This is a genomic window from Zhihengliuella sp. ISTPL4 (assembly GCF_002848265.1).
Taxonomy (GTDB): domain Bacteria; phylum Actinomycetota; class Actinomycetes; order Actinomycetales; family Microbacteriaceae; genus Microbacterium.
Genome location: NZ_CP025422.1, coordinates 151,908 through 177,371 on the forward strand (window position 1 = coordinate 151,908; position 25,464 = coordinate 177,371).

The window sequence follows — 25,464 nt, forward strand, 5'->3', positions numbered from 1 at the left end:
CCACGGGCATGGGGGCACCTAGAATTGTCCCCATGCCCGCTGGCGACTCCTTCTACATCACCACGCCCATCTACTACCCCTCCGATGTGCCGCACATCGGCCACGGGTACACGACGGTGGCCGTCGACACCCTCGCGCGGTGGCACCGCCAGGCGGGGGACGACACGTGGATGCTCACGGGAACGGACGAGCACGGTCAGAAGATGCTGCGGGCCGCGGCGGCGAACGGCGTCACCCCGCAGGAATGGGTCGACAAGCTCGTCAGCGAGAGCTGGTTCCCGCTGCTGAAGACCCTCGACGTCGCGAACGACGACTTCATCCGCACCACGCAGGAGCGCCACGAGACGAACGTGCAGACGTTCTTCCAGCGGCTCTATGACCGTGGCTACATCTACGCCGGCGAGTACGAGGCGCTCTACTGCGTGGGCTGCGAGGAGTTCAAGCCGGAATCGGAGATCGTCGACGGCACGGGCCCCTTCGAGGGGCTGAAGGTCTGCGCGATCCACTCCAAGCCGCTGGAGCTGCTGCAGGAGAAGAACTACTTCTTCAAGCTCAGCGAGTTCCAGGATCGCCTGCTCGAGCTGTACAAGACGGAGCCCGACTTCGTGCGCCCCGACTCGGCGCGCAACGAGGTCGTCTCGTTCGTGAGCCAGGGCCTGAAGGACCTCTCGATCTCCCGCTCGACCTTCGACTGGGGCATCCCGCTGCCGTGGGACGAGTCGCACGTCATCTACGTGTGGGTCGACGCCCTGCTCAACTACGCCACCGCCGTCGGCTACGGCTCCGACGAGGAGACCTTCGCGCGGCGCTGGCCGGCCTACCACGTGGTCGGCAAGGACATCCTGCGCTTCCACGCCGTCATCTGGCCGGCTCTGCTGATGGCGGCGGGGCTCGACGTGCCGAAGGGCGTATTCGCGCACGGCTGGCTGCTCGTCGGCGGCGAGAAGATGTCGAAGTCGAAGCTCACCGGCATCGCGCCGACCGAGATCACCGATGTCTTCGGCTCCGACGCCTACCGCTTCTACTTCCTGTCGGCGATCGCGTTCGGTCAGGACGGCTCCTTCTCCTGGGAGGACCTCTCCGCGCGGTACCAGGCAGAGCTCGCGAACGGCTTCGGCAACCTCGCCTCCCGCACGACCGCGATGATCGAGAAGTACTTCGAGGGCATCGTGCCCCCGGCGGCCGAGTACACCGAGGCCGACCTCGCGATCCAGCGAATCGTCGCGGACGCTGCGACGAAGGCGGACGCCGCGGTCGGCCAGTTCCGCATCGACGAGGCGATCTCCGCGATCTGGACCATCGTCGACGCGCTCAACGGGTACATCACGGAGAACGAGCCGTGGGCGCTCGCCCGCGACGAGGACCAGCGCGAGCGTCTGGGCACCGTGCTCTACACCTGCGCCGAGGGGCTGCGGGCGCTCGCCGTGCTGCTGTCGCCGGTGATGCCGCAGTCGACCGAGAAGCTGTGGATCGCGCTCGGCGCCGCGGAGACCCTCGGACGGCTGCAGGACCAGCCCATCCGTGAGGCGGGAGCCTGGGGTGCGCTGAAGCCGGGCACGAGCGTCAACGGCCTCGCGCCGCTGTTCCCGCGCGTGGAGTCCACGGCCTGACATCCGGGTAGGACACATGGCGGAGACCTACGTGCGCGAGCGCTCGGGCGACGGGCGCAAGGACCGGAGCTACCCGGCGGCCCCGGAGCCCCTCGTGGTGCCAGTGTACGACAACCACGCGCATCTCGAGATCGCCGATGGCCCTTCGACAGGCTCAGGAACCCAGGGGCTCTCGCTCGTCGAACAGCTCGACCAGGCCGAGGCCGTCGGCGTCATCGGCGTCGTGCAGGCGTCCGGCGACATCGAGTCGTCCCGCTGGGCGGTCGAGGCCGCCGCGTCGGATCCGCGGGTCCTCGCCGCGGTCGCCATCCACCCGAACGACGCCCCGACGTACGCGGAGGAGGGCCGCCTCGATGAGGCGCTCGCCGTGATCGACGAGCTCGCCGCCCATCCGCGCACGCGCGCGATCGGCGAGACGGGGCTCGACTTCTTCCGCACCGAACCGGAGCGCCGCGCGCCGCAGTTCGCCTCCTTCGAGGCGCACATCGCCCTCGCCAAGAAGCACGGCATCGCGATGCAGATCCACGACAGGGATGCGCATGAGGCCGTGCTCGAGACGCTGACACGGGTCGGCGCCCCGGAGCGCACCGTGTTCCACTGCTTCTCGGGCGACGATGCGATGGCCCGGGTCTGCGCCGAGGCCGGGTACTACCTGTCCTTCGCCGGGAACGTGACGTTCAAGAACGCCCAGAACCTGCGTGACGCGCTGAAGGTCACCCCGCTCGACCGCCTCCTCGTCGAGACGGACGCCCCGTTCCTCACGCCGGTCCCGCTGCGGGGTCGCCCGAACGCGCCGTACCTCGTGCCGCTCACGGTGCGCTTCCTGGCCGGCGAGCTCGATCTGGATGTGGACGAGCTCTCCGCGCAGCTCGCCGAGAACACGCTGCGGGTCTACGGCTCGTTCGCCGACTGACCGTCCGGCTCGACGTCCTCGGGTCCGGTCTCGGCGACCGGCTTCGCGCTGACGATGTGCGAGATGGGTTTCCACACCAGCAGCAGGGTGATCGCCGCCCCGCCGAAGGCGAACCACCAGGGCGCCGTCAGCCCCCAGGTCTGCGCGATGACGCCGCCGAGGGCCTGGCCGACGATCATGCCGCCGAACACGCCGACCATGTTGACGGAGGCGACGCGGCCCTGCAGTTGCGCGGGGACGAGGCGCTGCCGCACGGTCGTGGAGATCGTGCCCCAGACGAAGGCGTACGCGCCGAAGAAGAACATGATGACGAGGGCGACCGCGCCCGTGGTGGTCAGGGCGAAGGCGAGGTGCATGAGCACCTCCAGCGAGAGGACGACGCGCATCAGGGTCGCGAACGACACGTGCCGTTCCAGCCAGCCGAAGCTGAGGGTCGCGACGATGCCGCCCGCCGCGGAGGCCGTGGTGAGGGCGCCGTAGCCCACCGGCCCCATCTGCAGGTGCTCGGTGGCGTACAGCACGAGCACGCCCCACGGGGCGGCCCAGGTCACGTTGAAGACGAGGATGATGAGCACGAGCATCCGCACCGGCGGGTTGCGCCACAGCCAGCGCAGCCCCTCGGCGATGTCGGTGTGCACGGGCGGGTGGGTCTCGGTCTCCCGCGGCGGGACGGGCGTGCGCGCCATGCGGGATATCAGGACGATCGCGAGCGTCACGCACAGCACCTCGACGAGGAACGGCCACGCGCTCCCGGCCGCGAAGAGGAACGCGCCCAGCGGCGGTCCGGCGAACTGGTTCGCGACGAGGTATCCCGCCTGCAGGCGGGCGTTCCCGATGCCGAGGTCGGCGGGCTTCACGAGCATCGGCAGCAGCGTGCTCCCCGCGGTGTCGACGAAGACCTCGGCGGTGCCGTAGAGGAAGGCGACCGCCAGCACGATCCCGATGTTCGCGGTGCCCGTCACGAGGAAAACGCAGAGGGCGGCGAGCACGACGGCGCGTACGGCGTTGGCGGTCATCACCAGGCGCCGCCGATCGAAGCGGTCGGCGATGGCCCCCGCGTGCAGACCGAAGAGCAGCCACGGCAGGAACTGCAGGATGGCGCCGGAGGCCACGAGGATCGGCGACGACGTCATCGACGCGATGAGCAGGGGAGCGGCGGCCAACGCCACGCCGTCTCCGATGTTGCTCGTCCACGACGATGCGAGCAGCCAGCGGAAGTCCCTGCCCAGGCGCCGCGGAGCGATCAGTTCACCGAGGGAGGGCACTCCCGAAGGATAGCGATGATGACGGACTTCGCCCAGGAACCGGGCACGGCCCGTCATCCGGGAGAATGGGACCATGACCGTCACCTTGCTCGGGGCCACCGAGATCCGCCGTCTGGCCGCCGCGCTCGATGTCACCCCCACCAAGAAGCTCGGACAGAACTTCGTCGTCGACGCGAACACCGTCCGCAAGATCGTCCAGGCCGCCCGCGTGCAGCCGGGGGAGCGGGTGGTCGAGGTCGGACCGGGACTCGGGTCCCTGACCCTCGCGATCCTCGAGGCGGGGGCCGCGGTCACCGCCGTGGAGATCGACCACCGCCTGGCGGCCCGCCTGCCGCAGACCGCGGCCGAGCACGGCGTGCCGGAGGGGATGCTGACGGTGGTCGACGCGGACGCCCTCCGCGTGACGGAGCTGCCCGGCGAGCCGACCGTCCTCGTCGCGAACCTGCCGTACAACGTCTCGGTGCCGGTGCTGCTGCACTTCCTGGAGACGTTCCCGTACCTGCAGCGGGGCGTCGTCATGGTGCAGGCGGAGGTGGCCGAGCGGCTCGCCGCCAAGCCCGGATCGAAGATCTACGGCTCGCCCAGTGTCAAGGCCGCCTGGTACGGCGAGTGGAAGCTCACCGGGAACGTCTCCCGTCAGGTCTTCTGGCCGGTGCCCAACGTGGACAGTCTCCTCGTCGGCTTCGACCGCTCCGAGGGGGAGCGCGGGTCGGTGGAGGAGCGCCGGCGCACCTTCGCCATCGTCGACGCGGCCTTCAACCAGCGGCGCAAGATGCTGCGGCAGGCCCTCTCCGCTATCTTCGGCAGCTCGGCCGCGGCGACCGAGGTGCTGACCGCCGCCGGCGTCGCCCCGACAGCGCGGGGGGAGGACCTCACGGTCGACGACTACCAGCGGATCGCCCAGCACGCAACGGCGATCGAGGGTTCCGGCGTCAGCGGCTAATCTGGCACCGTGACCGACTCCCCCCGCTTCCGCCCCGATGTCCCCGAGCTGCACCGTCCGTACGCCGCCGACGAGGGCCGCTACGGACGATTCGCGTACCGTCAGGTCGGTTCCTCCGGCCTCTACCTCCCGCCGATCTCGCTCGGGCTCTGGTGGAACTTCGGCGACAACATCCCGCTCGACAACCAGCGGGCGCTCCTCCGCCACGCGTTCGACAGGGGGATCACGCACTTCGACCTGGCGAACAACTACGGTCCGCCCTACGGCTCGGCAGAGAAGAACTTCGGCCGGATCTTCGCGGAGGACCTGCGTCCGTACCGCGACGAGCTGATCATCTCGTCGAAGGCCGGCTGGGACATGTGGCCCGGCCCGTACGGCGACTACGCGAGCCGGAAGTACATCCTCGCGAGCGCCGAGCAGTCCCTCACCCGCATGGGGCTGGAATACGTCGACATCTTCTACTCCCACCGCGTCGATCCGGTCACCCCGATCGCTGAGACCGTTGGAGCGCTGGACACCCTGGTCCGCCAGGGCAAGGCGCTCTACGTCGGCATCTCCTCGTACAGTGCGGAGCGAACGGCCGAGGCCGTCGCGGCGGCGAAGGAGCTGGGCACGCCGCTCGTCATCCACCAGCCCGCGTACTCGATCCTCAACCGCTGGATCGAGGACGGCCTCACGCAGACCTTGGAGGAGTCGGGTCTCGGCGCCATCGCCTTCACCCCGCTCGCCCAGGGGCTACTCACCGACAAGTACCTCGGCGACGGCACGGCCGAGCGCGCGCAGCAGCGCCGTTCCCTTCCCGAGGGCAAGCTGACCGACGATGCCGTCCAGACGCTCCGCGCGTTGAACGAGGTCGCGAAGGGACGAGGACAATCGCTCGCGCAGCTCGCGCTGCAGTGGACGTTGCGCTCCCCGGTCGTCGCCTCGGCCCTCATCGGCGCCTCCCGCACGGAGCAGCTCGACGAGAACCTCGCGGCCCTGGACGGGCCTGCCTTCACCGAAGAGGAGCTCCGCCGCATCGACGAGCTCGCCGGCGCCATCGACGTCAACTTGTGGGCGACCTCGTCCGACCTGTGATCCGCTCATGAGCCTCGCCGCGTCCTCCGGATCCGTGCACGTGCGCGCGCCCGGGAAGATCAATGTCTACCTCGGCGTCGGCGGGCGCCATGACGACGGCTATCACGCCCTCGCGACCGTGTTCCAGGCGGTGTCGCTCTACGAGGACGTGATCGCCAGGGAGGCCGACGACTTCTCGATCACGGTGACAGGGGTGGAGGATGACGGCTCGGTGCCGCTCGACGACCGGAACCTCGCGATGCGGGCCGCGAAGCTGCTGGCGATGGCGACCGATCACCCGGGTGGGGTCGCGCTGCAGATCCGCAAGAGCGTTCCGGTCGCCGGCGGCATGGGCGGTGGCTCCGCGGACGCGGCGGCCGCGCTGGTCGCGTGCGATGCCCTGTGGGGCACGGGACTCTCGGCCGCGCGGCTGCACGACCTCGCCGCGCGGCTCGGCGCCGATGTGCCGTTCGCGCTGCACGGCGGAACCGCCGTCGGCACCGGCCGCGGCGATCAGCTCAACCCGGCTCTCGCGCGCGGGCGGTTCGACTGGCTGCTCGTGACCAGCGACGAGGGGCTGTCCACCCCCGCCGTGTACACCCGGCTCGACGAGCTGCGCGAGGAGGAGGGCGCACTCGCCGACGACCCGCCGCTTTCCCTCGACGTGCCGATCCCCGTGCTGCAGGCGCTGCGCACTGGAGACGCCTGGCAGCTCGCCGACGCACTCCACAACGACCTTCAGGCGGCTGCGCTGGACCTGCGACCGGATCTGGCGCAGACCATCGAACGCGGGGTCGCGGCCGGTGCGCTGCACGGCCTCGTCTCCGGGTCGGGGCCCACCGTCGCCCTTCTCTGCGCCGATCCCGAGTCCGCGCAGGCGGTGCAGACGACGCTTCGCGACGCGGGACTGGACCCCCTGCACGTGCACGGCGCTGTTCCCGGCGCCCGCATCATCGGCTGAACCCTCGAGGCCCAGCGTGCGGCGGGCGCGAGGGGTGCGCGCGCGTTCGAGGTGCATCCGGCACGTCATGGCAGACATAATGAAATGGTCATGTGACCGTGCACACGCGAGGAGGCTGGATGTCCACCTCCTCTGAGCGTGCCCGCATGCCGAGCATCCGCGACGTCGCGCGCCTCGCCGGCGTCTCGCATCAGACCGTGTCGCGGGTGCTCAACGATCACCCCAGCATCCGTCCGGAGACGAAGGCGAAGGTGCTGGACGCGATCGCCGTCCTCGACTACCGCCCCAACCTCGCGGCGCGCGCGCTCGTGACGAGCAAATCCAACATGCTCGGCATCCTCTCCGCGACGATCGGGGAGTTCGGGCCGACGTCATCCATCGCCGGCATCGAAGACGCGGCGCGGGAGGAGGGCTATTCGGTCTCCACCCTCAATCTCCCTGCGACGACACCGGAGGCGATCGGCAACGCGGTCCGCCAGCTCGAACGTGAGCAGGTCGACGGCATCGTGGTGCTCGCCCCGCAGGTGCGCGTCTTCCATGTCCTGCGCGGCATGAACGTCACGATGCCCTTCGTCACCCTGCAGACGGCCTCGGGATCCGATGGTGTCAGCCTCTCCGCCGACCAGGTCGCCGGCGCGAAGGCGGCGACGGAACACCTGATCGCCCTGGGTCACAGCGACATCCTGCACCTCGCCGGCCCGCAGGACTGGATCGAGGCGGAGTCGCGCATGCGGGGGTACCTCGATGCGCTCCGGGACGCCGATCTGCCCACGTTCCCCCCGATCCGCGGCGACTGGACCGCCGACTTCGGGTACTTCGCCGGCAAGGAGCTCTCCGCCCGGCGGGACTTCACAGCCGTCTTCGCCGCGAACGACCTCATGGCGATCGGGCTGCTGCACGGCTTCCGCGACGCGGGAGTGCGCGTGCCGCACGACGTGAGCGTGATCGGCTTCGACGACATCCCGGTCGCGGCGCACGTGGCGCCGACGCTGAGCACCGTGCATCAGGATTTCCCCGAGCTCGGCCGACGCGCCGTGCGCATCCTTCTCGCCGAGATCCGCGGCGAGAAGACCCCCGCGTTCGGTCCGCTGCAGACCCTTCTGCGGGCGCGCGAATCCGCTGCATCACGGTAGCGACACGAAAACACGCCGCGGACTTGACACCGCTCCCGCGGAAGACGACGATATACCGATGTGAACGGTCACATCGAAGGTGACCGCACGTCGCGAGGAAGATCCGTGAGCACTACAGCAACGTTGCCGACCGTGTCAGGCCCGATCCTGGAGATGCGCCGCATCACCAAGGAGTTCCCGGGGGTCAAGGCGCTCGCCGACGTCTCGATCACCGTCCGCGCCGGCGAGATCCACGCGATATGCGGCGAGAACGGCGCCGGGAAGTCGACGCTGATGAAGGTCCTCTCGGGGGTGTACCCGTACGGCAGCTACGACGGCGAGATCCTCCTGTACGGCCAGGAGCAGCGCTTCAAGGACATCGCGGCCAGCGAGCAGGCCGGCATCGTGATCATCCACCAGGAGCTCGCCCTCATCCCGGAGCTCTCGGTCACCGAGAACATCTTCCTCGGCAACGAGATCCGTCGCTTCGGGCGCATCGACTGGCAGGCGCAGAAGGAGCGCACGATCGAGTTGCTCGCCCGCGTCGGCCTGGACGAGGACCCCGACGTCCCGATCAAGACTCTCGGCGTCGGCAAGCAGCAGCTCATCGAGATCGCCAAGGCGCTCAACAAGGACGTCAAGCTCCTCATCCTTGACGAGCCGACCGCCGCGCTCAACGAGAACGACTCGCAGCACCTCCTCGACCTCATCCTCGGCCTCAAGGCCAAGGGCATCGCGTCGATCATGATCAGTCACAAGCTCAACGAGATCGAGCAGATCGCCGACGAGATCACCATCATCCGCGATGGCCGCACCGTCGAGACGCTGGACATCTCCCGCGGCGAGATCAACGAGGACCGCATCATCCGCGGCATGGTGGGCCGGTCGCTGGAGAGCCGGTACCCGGACCGCACGCCGGAGATCGGCGAGGTGTTCTTCGAGGTCAAGGACTGGTGGGTGCAGCATCCCACCGTGCCGGAGCGCATGGTCGTGAAGGGCTCGAACATCAATGTCCGCCGCGGCGAGGTGGTGGGTATCGCCGGGCTCATGGGAGCGGGCCGCACGGAGCTGGCGATGAGCATCTTCGGCCGCTCCTACGGCACGTTCCTCTCCGGCACGATCATCAAGGACGGACAGGAGATCGAGCTCCCCGACGTGGCCGCCGCGATCAAGCACGGGCTCGCCTACGTGAGCGAGGACCGGAAGGTTCTCGGGCTCAACCTCCTCGACACGATCAAGCGCTCCATCGTCGCGGCGAAGCTCTCGAAGATCGCGCACAACGGCGTCGTCGACTCCCGCGAGGAGTTCTCGGTGGCGGAGCGCTACCGCAAGGCGCTGCGCATCAAGACCCCGTCGGTGGAGGAAGGCGTCGGCAAGCTCTCCGGCGGCAACCAGCAGAAGGTCGTCCTGGCGAAGTGGATGTTCACCGACCCCGACCTGCTGATCCTCGACGAGCCCACTCGCGGCATCGACGTCGGCGCCAAGTACGAGATCTACGCGATCATCAACGAGCTCGCCGCTCAGGGCAAGGGCGTGATCGTCATCTCCAGTGAACTGCCCGAGCTGCTCGGCATCTCCGACCGCATCTACACCGTGTTCGAAGGCCGGGTGACCGACTGCATCCCGGCCGACCAGGCGACCCCCGAGGACCTCATGCGCAGCATGACCTCCGCGACCCAGAAAGCATCCGCATGACCACCGACTCGACCACCGCGAAGCGCGGCTTCCACTTCAAGGACATCACGAAGATGTTCGGGGGCGGCGGCACCTCGAGCCTGCGCCAGTTCGGCATCCTCGGCAGCCTGATCGTCATCATCCTGCTGTTCGAGATCCTGACCGTGCTGCGGAACCCGGCCGGTGCCACGCTCACCCCCGGGAACCTGATCAACGTCATCAACCAGTACTCGTTCATCCTGATCCTGGCGATCGGCATGGTGATGGTCATCATCATGGGACACATCGACCTCTCGGTGGGATCGGTGGCGGCCTTCACGGGCATCATCGTGGCGAAGTCGATGGCCGACTGGGAGCTGGCCTGGCCGCTCGCGATCCTGCTCGGCCTCGGGGTGGGCGTGCTCGTCGGCGCCTGGCAGGGATTCTGGGTCGCGTACGTGGGAGTACCCGCCTTCATCGTGACGCTGGCCGGCATGCTCTTCTTCCGCGGCGCCCAGCAGTTCATCGGTGATGCGCAGACGATCCCCGTGCCCAAGGGGTTCCAGTACATCGGCACCGGCTATCTGCCGGAGATCGCCCTCCCGCTGCCGTTCAACGTGCCCACCATGATCCTGGCGCTGCTGGGCGTGGCCTGGCTGGTCTTCTGGGAGATCCGCACCCGTCGCGTGCAGCACAAGATGGGTTCCGACAGCGCGCCGGTGTGGGTGAGCGCAGTCAAGGTGACGCTGCTGTCGATCGTCGTGTTGGCCGCCGGCTGGATGTTCGCGACCGGCCGCCCCGGCACGAGCTTCCCGGTCCCCGGCCTCATCCTCCTCGCGCTCGTCATCATCTACTCGTTCGTCACGAGCAACACCGTCTTCGGACGCCACATCTACGCGGTCGGCGGCAACCGCCAGGCCGCGCGGCTGTCCGGTGTGAAGGACCGCTGGGTCGACTTCTTCGTGATGATGAACATGTCCGTCCTCGCCGCTCTCGCCGGCATGATCTTCGTCGCCCGCTCGCAGGCCTCCGGCCCGAACGACGGCACCGGCTGGGAGCTCGACGCGATCGCCTCGGTGTTCATCGGCGGCGCGGCCGTGTCCGGCGGCATCGGCACCGTGATCGGTTCGATCATCGGTGGCCTCGTAATGGCGTTCCTCAACAACGGCCTCGCGCTGCTCGGCCAGGGTGCCGACGTCGTCGCCATGATCAAGGGCCTCGTGCTCCTCTTCGCCGTCGGCATCGACGTGTGGAACAAGCAGCAGGGCCGTCCGTCGATCATCGGCTTCCTTACGCGCCGCTTGGGTCGCAAGCAGGATCCGGCCACCGACACGTTCGATCCCACGCAGACGAACTACCCCACCAGCCAGAAGTACGAAGCCCCCGCCGTCGAGGAGACGCGCGGAAAGTAAGGGTCGAGCCGCGCACCGCAGAGGCGGCGCGACCCACGCACACCACAGAGAAAGAGATCACATGAAGAAGATTCTTCTGTCGGCGACAGCGCTTGTCGCCGCAGGCGCTTTCGCCCTCACCGGCTGCTCCGCGGAGCGCGGCGGGGACACCGGTTCCGGCTCGGGCGAGGAGGCCTCGGGCTTCGCCGCCGACGCCACGATCGGTGTCGCCCTCCCGGACAAGACCAGCGAGAACTGGGTCCTCGCCGGCAAGCTGTTCACCGACGGGCTGGAGGAGGCCGGCTTCAAGGCCGACGTCCAGTACGCGCCGGCGAGCAACACCGTCGCCGAGCAGCAGAACCAGATCCAGGCCATGGTGTCGAACGGTGCCAAGGTCATCATCATCGGCGCGAAGGACGGCAAGCAGCTGGCCACGCAGGTGCAGGCGGCCAAGGATGCCGGTGCCTACGTCATCGCGTACGACCGCCTGATCGAGAACACCGAGGCCGTCGACTACTACGTCGCGTTCGACAACTTCAAGGTCGGCCAGCTCCAGGGCCAGGCCCTCCTCGACGGACTCGCCGAGCGCGCGGGTCACGAGGCGCCGTACAACATCGAGCTCTTCTCGGGATCGCCGGACGACGCCAACTCCGCGGTCTTCTTCGACGGGGCGATGGACGTGTTGCAGCCGAAGATCGACGACGGCACGCTGAACGTGGTGTCGGGTCAGACCGAGATCGCCCAGACAGCGACCGAGGGCTGGCTGGCGGAGAACGCCCAGAACCGCATGGACACGCTGCTCACGGGCTCCTACAGCGGCGACACCGTCCTGGACGGCGTGCTCTCGCCCAACGACACTCTCGCTCGCGCCATCATCACCTCGGTGCAGCAGGCCGGCAAGCCGGTTCCGGTCGTCACGGGTCAGGACTCCGAGGTGGAGTCGGTCAAGTCGATCATGGAGGGCGTCCAGTACTCCACGATCAACAAGGACACGACGCTCCTCGTCGAGCAGTCGATCAAGATGGTCGGCCAGCTCCAGAAGGGCGAAGAGGTGGACGTGAACGACACCGAGCAGTACGACAACGGCGAGAAGATCGTTCCCTCGTACCTGCTCGACCCGATCATCGTGACCAAGGAGAACGCGGCCGAGGCGTACGCCAACGTTCCGAGCCTCCTGGAGATCGTGAAGTCGTACGAGTAAGAAGAAGCGAGATCGTCCGGTTCGCGGAGAACATCGGACACGACGAGCCGTCCGGACCCTCGGGTCCGGGCGGCTCGTCGCCGTCGTCAGGCCTCAGCCTCGTGGCGTCAGTGATCGGGGCGCCTGCGTCGCGTGATCACGCCGAGGACGAGGGACATCGTGGTCAGGGCGGCGGCGACCGCGACGGGGGAGAGTGGACCGGCGCCACCCGCAAGCGTCCAGCCTCCCCACGCCGGGCCGATCACGGCGCCGAGGTTGAGGGCTGCGGTCGCGTAGGACCCTCCCATGGTCGGGGCGCCGGAGGCGGAGTACAGCACCCGGGCGATCAGGGTGCTTCCGACGCCGAACGAGACCAGGCCCTGCACGAAGACGAGGATCAGCAGTGCGATCGGCTGCGACGCGACCGCCGCCAGGACGATCCAGCCGCCCAGGAGCAGCGGTCCACCGACCCCGAGTAGCAGACCGGCGTGTCGATCGGCGAATCGACCGGCGATGGTCACGCCGAGGAACGAGCCGAGCCCGAACAGGACCAGCGCGACGGGGACCGCGGCGTCGGGCAGGCCGGCGACGTCGGTGACCACCGGCGCGAGGAACGTGAAGGCCGCGAAGGTCCCCCCGTTCACCAGGGCCGCCAGGGTCATCGCGAGGGCGAGGCGCGGTGTCACCAGGAGCGCGAGCTCCGTGCGCAGGGTCGGTTCCTTCCGGGAGAGTGATGCCGGCGTCCGGTCGGGCTCCGAGCCCGCGATCGCCTTCGGCACGCCGCGGAGGATTCCGACGAGCGCCGGGAGACAGAGGAGCGCGACAGCGGCGAAGGTCGCCCGCCAGCTCAGCGCGGCGCCGAGCACGGCACCCGCAGGGACGCCGACGATGGTGGCGACGGTCGTCCCGGAGAGCAGCACCGCGAGCGCTCGTCCGGTGCGCTCGCGGGGGACGAGGAGGGTCGCCGTGCGCAGGGCGACGGCGAGGAAGCCCGCGTTCGCGAGCGCGCTGAGGACGCGCGTGACGAGCAGAAGCTCGAACACGGACGTCACCGCGCCGACGGCATGGCACGCGGCGAAGAGCGCGAGGCAGGCGACGAGCGTGCGGCGCGGGGGCCAGCCGCGCGCGAACGCGGCCATGGCGGGCGCGCCCACGACCATGCCGACGGCGAAGGCGGAGGTGAGGAGGCCGGCCGTGCCGACCGGAACGTCGAGCTCGTGCGAGATCGCGGGGAGGAGTCCCGCCAGCATGAACTCCGAGGTACCCATGACGAAAACCGCCAGGGCAAGGGCATAGAGGGGGAATGGCATCGAGTGCTCCGAGGTGAGAGGGAAGGGGTGTGCTTCTCGTCACCACGGTCAGCGCCCGGGTCACCGGCGCGCGTCCGCCGAAAGGGCGGACGAAGGGATCAGCGGTTCGCGGGGCTGACGGTGTGACCGGCAGCCCCCGACCTGTCTGATTCGGGGCTCGACATGCCCTCCACTCTAGGGCTGTCGGCAGCAGACCACGGAGGTTCCTCGGCGAAGGTGACGGTGTGCGGAGGCGGCGGTCGGTCGATGTAGGTCCGGCCGGTGGGGCTCGTCCACTCCAGAACACCGCCCGGACGCTGCTCGACGTGCCACGGGGAGTGGTGCTTGAGCATGTGATGTCGACGGCAGAAGGTCGCGAGGTTGTCGTGCACGGTCTCTCCGCCGAGCGCCGCGTCGTGATTGTGGTCCAGGTCGCACTTCCGCGGTGCGAGGCCGCAGCCGGGGAAGCGGCAGCGTTGATCGCGGACCCGCAGATGCCGGCGGAGGTCTTCGCTCGGGCGATACCGGTCGACGGCCAGCAGTGCGCCGCTGATCGGGTGGGTGAGCACCCGGTCCCAGCCGCTCGCCGCGCCGGCCAGTCGGCGAGCCGTGGCCGGATCGATCGGAACGACCCCGTCGAGCTCCGCGGGGAGGATCGGAGTGCCGCCCGCCGCCCCGTTCCGCTCGCCGTGCATCAGCGTCAGCACCGGCACGGTGACCTCGATCCGCGCGCGAAGCTCGGAGAGCAGTCCCTCTTCCGAGTCATGCCCCGCGGGAGCCCCGGTGAGCACGAGATCGGCGAGCAGATCCGCGCGCAACTGATCCACTGTCCTGTCGTCGCGGACACTCTCCTCCGTCTCTCGGTGCCCTGCCCGCGCGTTCTCCTCCCGCACGGCATGCGCCATCTGGGAGAGCCGGTCGTACATCCCGTGCACAAGGGCCGCCGGGCCGCGCGCGCCGAGTTCGGCCATGCCGTCTTCGAGATCGGTCACCCAGACGCGGCGCAGTTCCCTGGCATCGCGGTGTCGCTCGACGAGCGTCTGCTCCTGGAACCGGTCGGCCAGTCGGCGCACGAGTCGGCGTATCCGGTTCGGAGACTCCGCAGCGGCCACCTCGATCGCCTCCGTCGCGAAACGCGACCGGTCGTCCGGGTCATTGAGATGAGCGCCCGCCTCCACGATCAGCCGCGCGCGCGCGGCGCTGATCCGCCCGGCGCCCTGGGCTTCCCAGACGGCGGGGAACCGCTCGACCAGCCAGGAGGCGTCGGACATCCGCCGCTCGATCGTGCGGTCGCTGACGCGCTGTGCGGCCCCGATCTCCGCGGCGACCGTGCGGATCGCCATGTCGCCGCCGTCCGGATGCCGGGCCTGGCGGGCAATCTCCACCGCAAGGCGCCCCGCCATCGCGAGAAGCCCATCGCGAGCCGCCTGCATGCTGCTCAATGTCTTCTCCGCCGCTTCCAGCCCCTCCACCAGATCGGCGAGCATCGCCATCTGGGAGTCGGTTGCGTCGAGCAGTGCGGGCATGACGTCAGTCCATCACCGACCACCGACATTCGAACGAAGATTCGAAGGAATCTGGCCGAAAGTCGGATCACGAAACGATAACGACCGTGGTTGACTGACTCCGTGCTCCTGAACGTCATCGAAGCCGGGGAGGGCGACCGCATCGCCGTGCTGTTGCACGGCATGATGGGGTCCGCCGAGAGCTGGCACCGTGTGGTCCCGCTGCTCGTGGAGCGGGGCTTCCGCGTCCTGGCGCTCGATCTGCCGGGTCACGGCCTCTCGCCGCGCGACCCGGAGCTCACGATCGAGACGGCGGCCGATGCCGTCGTCGAGACTCTGGCGCAGATGGCGGCCCGCTGCGATTCCGGGCGCACCCCGGGCGAGGGGGCCGCCTCCCCGCTCGCCGTCGCCGTGGGGCACTCCTTCGGCGCCACGGTGCTCGCCGCCGCCGCGCCCCGCCTCGAACCCGGCCTCGCGGTCTACGTCGACGCGCCACTCGCCCTGCAGGGCGGTCAGGACCGCGCGGCTCTCGTGTCGCAGTACGAGCATGACCGCCGCGAGCGGATGTCGCCGGCCGAACTCCGCCGCCTCCGCCCGTTCTACTCCGTCGACGACGCCACGGTCGAGGCGCGGGCGGCCGAGCGGTTCGACCCGCCGACGGCAGCCTCGGTCTCCTGCGGAGCCGACGGCCACTGGACCGCCGCTCCCGGCTCCATCGTCGTCCGCGCGGAGCCCAGCGCCTGGGTCACCGACGAAGACGCGCGGCGGTTCGAGCACGGCGGTGTGACGGTGCGCAGCATCCCCGGCGCCGCCCACACCGTCTGGTACAGCCACTTCGAGGTCTTCACCGCCGCGCTGCCGGAGCTCTTCGCCCCGTCCCTCGTCTGACCGGGCGACCGTCCGGCGAGGCGCGACTACCCTGGAGAGGACATGGCACATCTTCTCGGGGCCGAAGCCCTGCACCTCGAATACCCGACCCGCGTCGTCTTCGACGCCGTGACCCTCGGCATCGAGGAGGGCGACCGCATCGGCATCGTCGGCCGGAACGGCGACGGCAAGTCGAGCCTTCTCGGCATGCTCGCCGGCACCAAGGAGCCGGATTCCGGCCGCGTGACCGTGCGCGGCGGCACCCGTATCGGCGTGCTCGACCAGGCCGACACGCTCCCCGACGACATCACGATCGGCGCCGCCGTGGTGGGCGACATGGCCGAGCACGAGTGGGCCGGCGACGCCCGGGTGCGCGACGTGATCGAGGGGCTGCTGACCGATCTGCCGTGGGACGCGCAGCTCGGCTCCCTCTCCGGAGGACAGCGCCGCCGCGTGTCCCTCGCGAAGCTGCTCACGGGCGACTGGGACGTCATCGCGCTCGACGAGCCGACCAACCACCTCGACGTCGAGGCGATCACCTGGCTCGCCGGGCACCTCAAGAAGCGCTGGCCGGCGAATGCCGGCGCTCTCCTCGTCGTGACCCACGATCGGTGGTTCCTCGACGAGATCTGCACCGAGACGTGGGAGGTGCACGATCGCATCGTCGAGCCCTTCGAGGGCGGCTATGCGGCCTACATCCTGCAGCGGGTGGAGCGCGACCGGATGGCGGCGGCGACCGAGGCGAAGCGGCAGAACCTCGCCCGCAAGGAGCTCGCCTGGCTGCGCCGCGGTGCTCCCGCGAGGACCAGCAAGCCGAAGTTCCGTATCGACGCGGCCAACGAGCTCATCGCCGACGTGCCCGAGATCCGGGACAAGGTCTCGCTGCAGTCGCTCGCCGTCTCGCGGCTGGGCAAGGACGTCGTCGATCTGCTCGATGTGGGGGTGACGTACCCTTCGACGGGCTCAGGGACCCAGGCGGGCTCAGGGACCCAGGCGGGCGGGAAGACCGTGCTCAAGGACGTCGAGTGGCGGATCGCCCCGGGCGAGCGCACGGGCATCCTCGGCGTGAACGGTGCCGGGAAGTCCACCCTCCTGGGGCTCATCTCCGGCACGGTCGAGCCCACAGAGGGCCGGATCAAGCGGGGGAAGACCGTGCAGGTGCGCACGCTCACGCAGCGCCTCGACGAACTCCTCCCGCACTGGAACGACCCTGTGCGCGTGGTCATCTCGGGTCTGCGCACCTCGTACACGCTCGGCGCAGGATCGAAGGCGCAGGATCTCACGCCCGGGCAGCTCCTGGAGCGGCTCGGCTTCTCGTCCGCCCAGCTCTCGACGCCGGTGAAGGATCTCTCCGGTGGCCAGCAGCGCCGGCTGCAGCTGCTGCTCGTGCTGCTCGACCAGCCGAACGTGCTCATCCTCGACGAGCCCACCAACGATATGGACACCGACATGCTCGCCGCCATCGAGGATCTCCTCGACTCCTGGTCGGGCACGCTCCTCGTCGTGAGCCACGACCGGTACTTCCTGGAGCGGGTGACGGATCAGCAGTATGCGATCCTCCCCGGTCCGGACGGCGCGGGACGTCTGCGGCATCTCCCCGGCGGCGTGGACGAGTACCTGCGCCTGCGGCAGCGCGTCGAGAGCGCTCCGGCGACCCCGGCGGCGGCCTCTGCCTCGGCAGCGAGCGGGCTCGACGGCGCCGCTCTCCGTGCCGCCCAGAAGGAGGCGGCCGCCCTGGAGCGCCGCATCCAGAAGCTCACGCAGCAGGTCGATGCGGCCAAGCACGCCCTCGCCGACCACGACCAGTCCGACTACGCGGGCCTGGGCGAGCGGATGAAGGCGATCACGGCGCAGGAGGCCGAGATCGAGGAGCTGGAGCTGCGTTGGTTCGAACTCACGGAGCAGATCGGCTGACGGAGGAATATCCTTCTCCCACGACTGTTGGGAGTAGCGATGGAAGGCCTCGAAGTAACCGTCCTGCTCGGACTCACGATCCTCGTCGGAACCCTGATCGCCCCGCGCGTGCGTCTCGCGCTGCCCCTCGTCCTCGTCGTCCTCGGTCTGGCGCTGGGATTCATCCCGCCGCTGCGTGAGGTCCAGCTGCCGCCGGAGACCGTGCTGCTGCTCTTCCTGCCGGTGATGCTCTTCTGGGAGAGCCTGACCACGTCGCTGCGCTCGATCCGTCGCGACTTCCGGTACATCGTGCCGATGAGCACTCTCCTCGTCGTCGCCTCCGCGTTCGCGGTGGCCGGCATTGGGGTGGTGTTCGGCATGCCGTGGGAGATCGCGCTCATCCTGGGCGCTGCGGTCGCGCCGCCCGATGCCACGGCGGTCGCCGCGCTCGGCCAGCTGCTGCCACGCCGGATGTTCATGAAGCTCAAGGCCGAGAGCCTGACCAACGACGGCACGGCGCTGGTGCTCTACGCGATCGCGGTCTCCCTCGCCCTGGGCGGCCAGGTCACGCCGCTCTCGGTCACGTGGGACGTGCTCGTGTCGTACGTGGGCGGGATCGCCGCCGGTATCGCGGTCGCGGCCCTGGCCACGCTGCTGCTCCGCCGGATGTCCTCCACCATCGTCATCAACGTGACGCTGCTGCTCGTGCCGTTCTCCGCCTTCCTCATCGCCGAGCTCGTCCACGCGTCCGGCGTGCTCGCCGTGGTCGTCGCCGGACTCATCGTCGCCTGGGTGTCGCCGCGGGTGACGACCGCGGCTTCGCGCCGACAGGCCGACGCCGCCTGGCCCTTCGGCGTCTTCCTCCTCAACGGGGCGCTGTTCGTCCTCATCGGCCTCGAGGTGCAGTTCGTCGCGCACGAGATCTCCGCCGCCGCCATCGGCCGTCTGGTGCTCGTGACGCTCGCCGTGTGGGTGACGCTGTTCGCCGTCCGGTACGTGTTCCAGCTCCTCAACGCCCTGTTCCAGCGGCGGCCGTCCGAACGCCCGCCCCGCGGAGCCCGCTCCCGCGCCCGGCTCGTGTCCACGGTCGCCGGCATGCGCGGCGCCGTCTCCTTGGCGATCGCGCTGTCGGTGCCGACCGGGGTCTCCGGGGGGAGCGTCGTGGGTGGGCGCGACGAGATCGTCTTCGTGACCGCGGGGGTGATCCTGCTCAGCCTTCTCGTGCAGGCGCCGCTGCTTCCCACGCTCGTGCGGTGGGCGCGGTTCCCTGTCGACCATGCCGAGGACGAGGAGTACGAACTCGCCGAGCGGGCGATCTCCGGAGCGGCCCTGGCCGCGCTCGACGACCTCGCCGCGGAACACGGCATCGGGCAGGAGGTGCGCGACCGTGTCCGCGCCGAGGGGTACCAGGCGCTGGAGTTCGCGAACGCCCGGACACTCGCGCGGGAGCAGGCGCTCATCGACGCCGAGGCCGACGCGCTGGACGAGATGCTCGGCCAGCCCGATCCTTACGGCACCGGGGGAGACGCGCGCCCTGAGGGGGACGAAGAAGGCGACGGCGCGGTCTCGGCCGGGACCGCCCCTGACCCGCAGGCGACGGACGGCACGACGCTGCAGATGATCGCCACCTCCGCCGACGTCGACCTCGCCCAGCGCTCGCCGCTCGTCCGGCACGAGGAGCACACCCGGCTCAAGCTCGCGCTGCTCGACCGCAAGCGCGAAGTCCTGCTCGGGCTCCGCGGCGCCGGAACCGTGGACGACATGGTCGTCCGCCGGATCTCCGCCCGCCTCGACCTGGAGCAGGTGCGCCTGCAGGGCATCGAAGAGCTCGACTGACCCGGGCCGGGAGGCGTGCCGCCCGCCGGGACGGTGATCGGGATACCCTGGCGCCGTGAGCCCCCGCACCTCCCCGTCCCGACCCGATGCCCTGGCGCGCGCGCGTGCCCGACGCCTGCGCGAGTTGCGTCGCCGCCACGGCCGCCGCGCACCCGGTGCGCCCTCGACGCCGCGGCAGCTCCAGCGGGCGTGGGGCATCGGAGCCCTGGCCGGCATCGCCCTGTTCGGTGCGGGCATGATCGCCGTGCTCGTGAGCGAGATGGTCGGCGTCGACACCCGGGGACCCTGGGCCACGGTGCCGATGCTCACGGGCGTGATCCTTCTCGCGGGGTGCGGACCGGTCTGGGCGGTGTGGATGATTACCCTGGACCGCGCCGAGCGGAAGAAGAACGCGCCCACAGAGCGGACCACCGTGATGACGCTGTGGGCTCTGGCGGCGTTGGGCATCGGCGTGATGCTGCTGGTCGGGTCCGCGGTCGCTCTGGCCGTGGCGGAGGTGCTGCCCGATGGCCTCTCCGTCCTGCTGCTCGTCCTCGTCGTCCTCGGCGCCGCGATGATCGGCATCGCTCTCGCCGGATCGGCCATCGCCGGGGCTGTGGTCATGGGCGGCGCGCGGTGGTGGTGGGTCGGAGCGGTCTTCGATCTCGCCTTCGCGACCCTCGTGTGGGCGATCCTCGCGGAGAGCCCGCTCTGGGTACTGGGCGCGGGCGGACTGGCGTTCTCGGTCTGGGGGTACAACGCGGCGTCCCGCGCCGGTGTCCGGGCAGGACGGGCGGACGCGCTGGCCGCGCAGCATCAGCGCATCGCGGGGCCTCTGGGCTGAGCGTCGCCGGCTTCGGCGACCTGTGACGCCGTGTGACATCCCGATTCCGCGACAACGCGGCCTCCTGCCTAACGTTGTCGAGTCCAGCCAGGAAGGAACCTCTGATCATGTCCCGCCGCACCACCTCCGCCCTCGCCGCGCTCGCCGTGGTCCCGCTGTTCGTCGCCCTCGCCGGGTGCGCCACCTCGTCCGACGCGGGCTCCGGCGACGGTGGTTCCGAGAACGAGACCGTCAAGATCGGCGTCGTCGGGAAGGGCGACGCGCAGTGGGCGCCCTTCGTCGAGGCGGCCGCCGAGGAGGGCATCACGGTCGAGCTCGTCGACTTCGGATCCTACGAGCAGCCGAACCCGGCGCTCACCGAGGGTGAGATCGACCTCAACCAGTTCCAGCACATCGTGTACCTCGCGGAGTACAACAACGCCTCCGGCTCCGACCTCACGCCGATCGGCTCGACCGCGATCTACCCGCTCGGCCTGTACTCGACGAAGTACGACGATGTCGACGACATCAAGAAGGGCGACACGGTCGCGGTTCCGGACGACGCTTCGAACCAGGCACGCGCTCTCAACGTGCTGCAGCAGGCCGGCCTGCTCGAGCTCAAGAGCGGGGGCACGCCCTACTCCGATCTCGCCGACATCGATGCGGACAAGTCGAAGGTGAAGGTGACGGCCCTCGAGGGTGCGCTCATCCCGACGTCGCTCCCCGATGTCGCGGCCGCGATCATCAACAACGACTTCGTCGAGGATGCCGGACTGACGTTCGACGACGCGATCGCTCAGGACGACCCGGAGGACCCGAGCGCCCTCCCGTACGTGAACATCTTCGCCGCACGTGCCGAAGACGCGGACAACGAGACCTACCAGAAGCTCGTCGAGATCTTCCAGACGAACGAGGATGTGCAGGCAGGGCTGCTCGAGTCCTCGGGGGACACCGCGGTGGCGCTCCGCACCCCGGTCGAGGACCTCGTGGCTTCGCTGGAGAAGGTCCAGAAGGACGCAGAAGAGAAGTAACCGGACCGGGGTGTGATCCGCCCCCTGTTCGATGAGGGAGAATCGGGTGGCGCTTCGTGCGCCGCCCGATTCTCCGTTTCCCGAGAACCAGACCGGAGCAGCACATGCCGATCGTCTCCCTGACGAACGTCTCCAAGACCTATCCCGCCCGCACCCACGGCGACCGCGAGATCGTCGCCGTCGACGACGTGACCCTCTCGATCGACAAGGGCGACGTCTTCGGCATCATCGGCTACTCCGGTGCCGGAAAATCGACCCTCGTGCGTCTCATCAACGCGCTGGAGCCGGCGACGCGCGGCACCATCACGGTGGACGGCGTCGACATCACGGCGCTCAAGGAGAGCGAACTGCGCGCCGTGCGTGGCGGCATCGGGATGATCTTCCAGCAGTTCAACCTGTTCTCGTCGCGCAGCGTCAAGGCCAACATCGCGTACCCGCTCAAGCTCGCGGGGTGGTCGAAGCCGGACATCGAGGCGCGCGTGACGGAGCTGCTGTCGTTCGTCGGGCTCTCCGACAAGGCGAAGGCGTACCCGGAGCAGCTGTCCGGCGGGCAGAAGCAGCGCGTCGGGATCGCCCGCGCGCTCGCGACCAAGCCCGCCATCCTCCTCGCGGACGAAGCGACGAGCGCCCTCGACCCGCAGACCACGCACGAGGTCCTCGATCTGCTCAAGCGCGTGAACGAGGAGCAGGGCGTCACGATCGTGGTGATCACCCACGAGATGGACGTGATCCAGACCATCGCCACTCGGGTCGCCGTGATGGAGAACGGCCGCGTCATCGAGCAGGGCGACGTGTTCGACGTCTTCTCCGCGCCGCAGAATCCGGCATCGCAGCGGTTCGTCGGAACCGTGGTGAAGGGCGTGCCGTCGCCCTCGGAACTCGCGGTCCTGCGGGACCGGCACATCGGTCGCCTCGTCACCCTGTCCTTCCGCGACGGTGATTCCTCTCAGGCCCAGGTGTTCCTCGACCTCGCGTCGGCGGGACTCGACTTCGAGCTCGTGTATGGCGGGATCAACGACATCCGTGGTCGCGCCTTCGGCCACCTCACGCTCGCCATCCGGGGGGACGCCGGCGCGATCGACCAGGCCCTGGCGCGCATCGCGGAGCGCGTCGAAGTCACCGTGATCGCCGGAGAGGAGGCCCGCTGATGGATCGGTTGAACGAACTGTGGCCCGAGTTCTGGCAGGCGGCCCTCGAGACCCTGTACATGACGTCGTTCGCGCTCGTCCTCGGCGGCATCCTCGGGTTGGCGGTGGGCATCCTCCTGTACGTCACCCGACCCGGCGGCCTGATGCCGAACCGCTTCGTCTCCGGGCTCATCAACTTCGCGGTGAACTTCTTCCGCCCGATCCCGTTCGTCATCTTCATGGCGGTGGCGCAGCCCTTCGCGCGCCTCGTCGTGGGCAGCGGCATCGGCACCACGGCGGGAGCCTTCATCATCGGCCTCGCGGCCGCGTTCGCGATCGGCCGCATCGTCGAGCAGCATCTCGTCTCGGTGTCGCCGGGCGTGATCGAGGCGGCACGGGCGATGGGAGCCGGCCCCTGGCGGATCCTCTTCACCGTGGCGATCCCCGAGTCGCTCGGCCCCCTCATCCTCGGTTACACGTTCATCGTCGTCGCGCTCATCGACATGACCGCGATGGCCGGACTCATCGGCGGCGGCGGACTCGGCGCCTTCGCGCAGATCTACGGTTTCCGACAGTTCGAGCCGCTCGTGATGTGGGCGGCGATCATCCTCATCGTGGTGTTCGTGCACCTCGTGCAGCTTTTCGGCACCCGGCTCGCCCGGAAGGTCATGCGCCGCTGAGGCCGGTCAGCGCGCCGGGGCCTCCTGCAGGCTCCGGCGCGTCGTGAACGTGCGCTCCTGCCCGCTCAGCGGGTCGGTGAAGCGGAGTTCGCGGGCGAGGAGCTGAAGCGGGCGCGTGAAGTCATCCGGACGCTCCGGCTGCAACACGGGGTAGAAGCCGTCGTGGAGAATGCCGAGGCCGAGCGCGGCGAGGTGCACGCGGAGCTGATGCATCTTCCCGCTGTGCGGGCGGAGGAGCGTGTGCACGACGCGTTCGTCGGCGGCGATGATCTCGATGAGCGTCTCGGAGTTCGGCGCGCCGTCGTCGTCCACCTGCACGCAGACCTGGCCACGGAGCTTCTCGATGCGGTTGCGGTAGACGAGCGGGAAGCGCGACGGATCCCAGTCCGCCGGGCGTGTGGAGACGGCCTCGTACACCTTCTCCACACGGCGGTCCTCGAACAGCAGCTGGTAGGCGCCACGCGTGGCCGGGCGGGCGGAGAACATCAGCAGGCCCGCCGTGGCCCGGTCCAGGCGGTGGATGGGGGTGAGGTCCGGGTTGCCGAGACGGTTGCGCAGCCGGACGAGGGCGGAGTTCTGGAGGTACTTGCCGCCGGGCGTGGTGGGGAGGAAGTGCGGCTTGTCCACGACGACCAGGTGCTCGTCCTGGTGCAGGATCTCCTCGGTGAACGGGATCTCCTTCTCGACCGGAGGCTCCCGGTAGTACCAGACGAACTCCTCGGCGCCGAGAGGCGTGTCCCGGGAGAGCGGGCGGCCGTCGCGCGCGACGATCTCCCCGCGGTCGAAGCGCGCGAGCAGCCGCTCCGGATCGAGGTGGAAGAACCGTTCGACCATGTAGGCGGCGACGGTGGGCCACGCGCCCGTCAGCGGCACATGCAGCCGGGTCGCCCCGACGCCGTCGCGCACGGGGAGCGGGGAGGGCATGCCCATGTCTCGGCCTTCGTAGCAGGGGTCGCGGGGCTGCGACCGGGTACTCCCAGCCTAGGCGACCGGCCAGGCCTCCCTGGGGCCCCGCTGACCCCGGACCCGGCTCCGCGGTCAGCGGGTTTCGGCGGCGAGCCAGTCGTCGAAGGCCGTTGGTGCCAGGCGCGCGCCGTCGCCCGGAAGCAGGACTTCACCCGCGAACTCGACGCCGAGTGCGGCACCCTTCCACGCGGCGCGCAGCGGAAGATCACGGCTCCAGGCGGCGAGGGTGCGGCGGGCCATGTCGACGGCGTCCTCCGTGCGAGGCCCGGCGATGTCGAACGAGCCGCCGAGCGCCGGCGACTCCGCCGCATCGACGAGGGCGACGGCGACGTCCGCGGGCGCGATGGGCTGCAGGAGCAGAGGGGGCACGATGCCCTCGCCGTCTTCGATGCTCCACTCCGCGATCATCGCGGGGAAGTCGTGGAACTGTGTGGCCCGGACGATCGTGAACGGCACGGCGCCGCGGGAGACCTCTCGCTCCTGAGCGCGTTTGCCCGCGTAGTGCGGGTTCCCGCGCACGCGGTCGAGCGCCGCGATGGAGAGGACCACGTGATGGCCGACTCCGGCTTCGCTCTCGGCGGTGAGCAGGGTGTGACTGAGCGTCGTGAACACCCGCTCGGCTTCGGCGACGTCGGCTACCGGGGGGTTCGTCGCGTCGATGACCGCATCCATCCCGCGCAGCCGGGTGGCGAGGCCTTCGCCCGTGGTCAGATCGACGCCCTCCCCACGGCTGAGCGACAGCGGATCGTGCCCCCGCCGCCGGGCCTCCTCGACGACCAATCGTCCGATCCGTCCGGTTCCTCCTGCGACCGCGATCCGCATGCCCGCTCCTCAAATCATGGATATTGTGTGTCCACAATAGGGTGGCACGGATACGATGGGCAAGTGAAACTCCCCGAGACCTCCGAGTGGGTGCTGCACACCGTCGCGGTGATCGCTCAGCTTCCCGCGGGGTCGACGGTGTCCGGAGCGCAGCTCGCCGAGCACTTCGGGGTGCCGGGGCCGTACCTGTCGAAGCAGCTCGCAAAGCTCGTCCGCGCCGGTATCCTCACGGGGAGCACGGGGCCGCGCGGTGGCTTCCGCCTTGCCAGGGAGCCGGAGCGCATCAGCATCCTCGACCTCGTCACCGCGGTCGACGGTGCCGCCGACCCCTACGTCTGCCGCGAACTCCGGCAGCAGGGAAGGGGAGCCGCCCGGCCGGAGGACTGTACGAACCCCTGCGGCCTCGCCGTCGTGATGCGCCGCGCTCACGAGGCCTGGCGGGCTTCTCTGGAGGCGGTGTCCATCGCCGAGGTCGTCGGCACGCTCCCGGCCCGTGTCCCTGCCAAGAACCGGCGTCTCCTCCTCGGCGGCTCCTGACCCTCCGCCGGCGGGGTCCGGGTCT

The 25,464-nt window shown here is 69.6% G+C and carries 22 protein-coding genes; 17 read left to right on the top strand and 5 right to left on the bottom strand.

Going from position 1 to position 25,464, the window contains the following annotated elements:
- The first annotated feature begins 32 nt into the window (after positions 1–32).
- Together metG and CYL12_RS00695 are read left to right on the top strand one after the other, a co-directional pair.
- Positions 33–1,610 (top strand): methionine--tRNA ligase, encoded by a 1,578-nt coding sequence (metG, locus tag CYL12_RS00690; RefSeq protein WP_101844626.1) that lies wholly within the window; start codon positions 33–35, stop codon positions 1,608–1,610.
- Positions 1,611–1,626: 16 nt separating this feature from the next.
- Positions 1,627–2,523 (top strand): TatD family hydrolase, encoded by an 897-nt coding sequence (locus CYL12_RS00695; RefSeq protein WP_101844627.1) that lies wholly within the window; start codon positions 1,627–1,629, stop codon positions 2,521–2,523.
- Here the strand turns inward: CYL12_RS00695 and CYL12_RS00700 are convergent.
- On the bottom strand, positions 2,502–3,788 hold the full coding sequence (locus CYL12_RS00700; protein ID WP_101844628.1) for an MFS transporter: 1,287 nt from the start codon (positions 3,786–3,788) through the stop codon (positions 2,502–2,504). The two genes, CYL12_RS00695 and CYL12_RS00700, sit on opposite strands and share 22 nt — an antisense overlap.
- Positions 3,789–3,861: 73 nt before the next feature.
- Between CYL12_RS00700 and rsmA the strand changes: the two genes are divergently transcribed.
- The 7 genes from rsmA to CYL12_RS00735 all read left to right on the top strand — a co-directional run bounded on the left by rsmA (position 3,862) and on the right by CYL12_RS00735 (position 12,105).
- The gene (gene rsmA, locus CYL12_RS00705) at positions 3,862–4,731 is read left to right on the top strand and encodes a 16S rRNA (adenine(1518)-N(6)/adenine(1519)-N(6))-dimethyltransferase RsmA (RefSeq protein ID WP_101844632.1); all 870 of its coding nucleotides are present in this window, start codon (positions 3,862–3,864) and stop codon (positions 4,729–4,731) included.
- A gap of 9 nt (positions 4,732–4,740) precedes the next feature.
- Complete coding sequence (mgrA, locus tag CYL12_RS00710; RefSeq protein ID WP_101844634.1) at positions 4,741–5,808, top strand: L-glyceraldehyde 3-phosphate reductase; 1,068 nt, start codon at positions 4,741–4,743, stop codon at positions 5,806–5,808.
- A 7-nt stretch (positions 5,809–5,815) separates the two neighbouring features.
- Positions 5,816–6,748, top strand: a complete 933-nt coding sequence (locus CYL12_RS00715) for a 4-(cytidine 5'-diphospho)-2-C-methyl-D-erythritol kinase (RefSeq protein ID WP_101844636.1) — start codon at positions 5,816–5,818, stop codon at positions 6,746–6,748.
- Between the two features lie 119 nt (positions 6,749–6,867).
- Entirely contained in the window at positions 6,868–7,881 is a 1,014-nt protein-coding gene (locus tag CYL12_RS00720) for a LacI family DNA-binding transcriptional regulator (protein WP_101844638.1), read from the top strand.
- 153 nt (positions 7,882–8,034) lie between these two features.
- Entirely contained in the window at positions 8,035–9,555 is a 1,521-nt protein-coding gene (gene mmsA / locus CYL12_RS00725; protein ID WP_286120500.1) for a multiple monosaccharide ABC transporter ATP-binding protein, read from the top strand.
- Positions 9,552–10,925 carry a multiple monosaccharide ABC transporter permease gene (mmsB, locus tag CYL12_RS00730; protein ID WP_101844642.1) on the top strand — a complete coding sequence of 458 codons (1,374 nt, stop codon included), beginning with the start codon at positions 9,552–9,554 and terminating at the stop codon, positions 10,923–10,925. Before mmsA ends, mmsB begins: the two co-directional genes overlap by 4 nt.
- A 61-nt stretch (positions 10,926–10,986) precedes the next feature.
- Complete coding sequence (locus CYL12_RS00735; RefSeq protein ID WP_101844645.1) at positions 10,987–12,105, top strand: substrate-binding domain-containing protein; 1,119 nt, start codon at positions 10,987–10,989, stop codon at positions 12,103–12,105.
- 107 nt (positions 12,106–12,212) lie between these two features.
- Here the strand turns inward: CYL12_RS00735 and CYL12_RS00740 are convergent, their stop codons facing one another.
- Together CYL12_RS00740 and CYL12_RS00745 are read right to left on the bottom strand one after the other, a co-directional pair.
- A complete protein-coding gene (locus tag CYL12_RS00740; protein ID WP_101844648.1) occupies positions 12,213–13,394 on the bottom strand; it encodes a Cmx/CmrA family chloramphenicol efflux MFS transporter in 1,182 nt (393 codons plus the stop codon).
- A gap of 98 nt (positions 13,395–13,492) precedes the next feature.
- A complete protein-coding gene (locus tag CYL12_RS00745) occupies positions 13,493–14,899 on the bottom strand; it encodes an HNH endonuclease signature motif containing protein (protein ID WP_101844650.1) in 1,407 nt (468 codons plus the stop codon).
- 90 nt (positions 14,900–14,989) lie between these two features.
- Here CYL12_RS00745 and CYL12_RS00750 point away from each other — a divergent pair, with 90 nt between their 5' ends.
- The 7 genes from CYL12_RS00750 (at position 14,990) to CYL12_RS00780 (ending at position 23,114) form a co-directional block, all read left to right on the top strand.
- The gene (locus tag CYL12_RS00750) at positions 14,990–15,766 is read left to right on the top strand and encodes an alpha/beta fold hydrolase (RefSeq protein WP_158297051.1); all 777 of its coding nucleotides are present in this window, start codon (positions 14,990–14,992) and stop codon (positions 15,764–15,766) included.
- A 42-nt stretch (positions 15,767–15,808) separates the two neighbouring features.
- Positions 15,809–17,659 (top strand): ABC-F family ATP-binding cassette domain-containing protein, encoded by a 1,851-nt coding sequence (locus CYL12_RS00755; protein ID WP_101844654.1) that lies wholly within the window; start codon positions 15,809–15,811, stop codon positions 17,657–17,659.
- Positions 17,660–17,698: 39 nt separating this feature from the next.
- On the top strand, positions 17,699–19,474 hold the full coding sequence (locus CYL12_RS00760; protein WP_101844656.1) for a Na+/H+ antiporter: 1,776 nt from the start codon (positions 17,699–17,701) through the stop codon (positions 19,472–19,474).
- Positions 19,475–19,529: 55 nt separating this feature from the next.
- On the top strand, positions 19,530–20,297 hold the full coding sequence (locus CYL12_RS00765; RefSeq protein WP_101844658.1) for a hypothetical protein: 768 nt from the start codon (positions 19,530–19,532) through the stop codon (positions 20,295–20,297).
- Positions 20,298–20,404: 107 nt separating this feature from the next.
- Positions 20,405–21,307 carry a MetQ/NlpA family ABC transporter substrate-binding protein gene (locus CYL12_RS00770; protein WP_101844660.1) on the top strand — a complete coding sequence of 301 codons (903 nt, stop codon included), beginning with the start codon at positions 20,405–20,407 and terminating at the stop codon, positions 21,305–21,307.
- A 104-nt stretch (positions 21,308–21,411) separates the two neighbouring features.
- Entirely contained in the window at positions 21,412–22,455 is a 1,044-nt protein-coding gene (locus CYL12_RS00775; protein ID WP_101844662.1) for a methionine ABC transporter ATP-binding protein, read from the top strand.
- Entirely contained in the window at positions 22,455–23,114 is a 660-nt protein-coding gene (locus tag CYL12_RS00780; protein WP_101844664.1) for a methionine ABC transporter permease, read from the top strand. The genes CYL12_RS00775 and CYL12_RS00780 overlap by 1 nt, the downstream gene beginning before the upstream one ends.
- Positions 23,115–23,120: 6 nt before the next feature.
- Here CYL12_RS00780 and CYL12_RS00785 read toward each other — a convergent pair whose 3' ends face one another.
- Together CYL12_RS00785 and CYL12_RS00790 are read right to left on the bottom strand one after the other, a co-directional pair.
- Positions 23,121–24,044, bottom strand: a complete 924-nt coding sequence (locus CYL12_RS00785; RefSeq protein WP_101844666.1) for a pseudouridine synthase — start codon at positions 24,042–24,044, stop codon at positions 23,121–23,123.
- Between the two features lie 108 nt (positions 24,045–24,152).
- Positions 24,153–24,902 (bottom strand): SDR family oxidoreductase, encoded by a 750-nt coding sequence (locus CYL12_RS00790; protein WP_101844668.1) that lies wholly within the window; start codon positions 24,900–24,902, stop codon positions 24,153–24,155.
- A 63-nt stretch (positions 24,903–24,965) separates the two neighbouring features.
- On the opposite strand from CYL12_RS00790, the gene CYL12_RS00795 reads away from it, so the two are divergent.
- The gene (locus tag CYL12_RS00795; protein WP_101844670.1) at positions 24,966–25,439 is read left to right on the top strand and encodes an RrF2 family transcriptional regulator; all 474 of its coding nucleotides are present in this window, start codon (positions 24,966–24,968) and stop codon (positions 25,437–25,439) included.
- Positions 25,440–25,464: the final 25 nt, after the last annotated feature.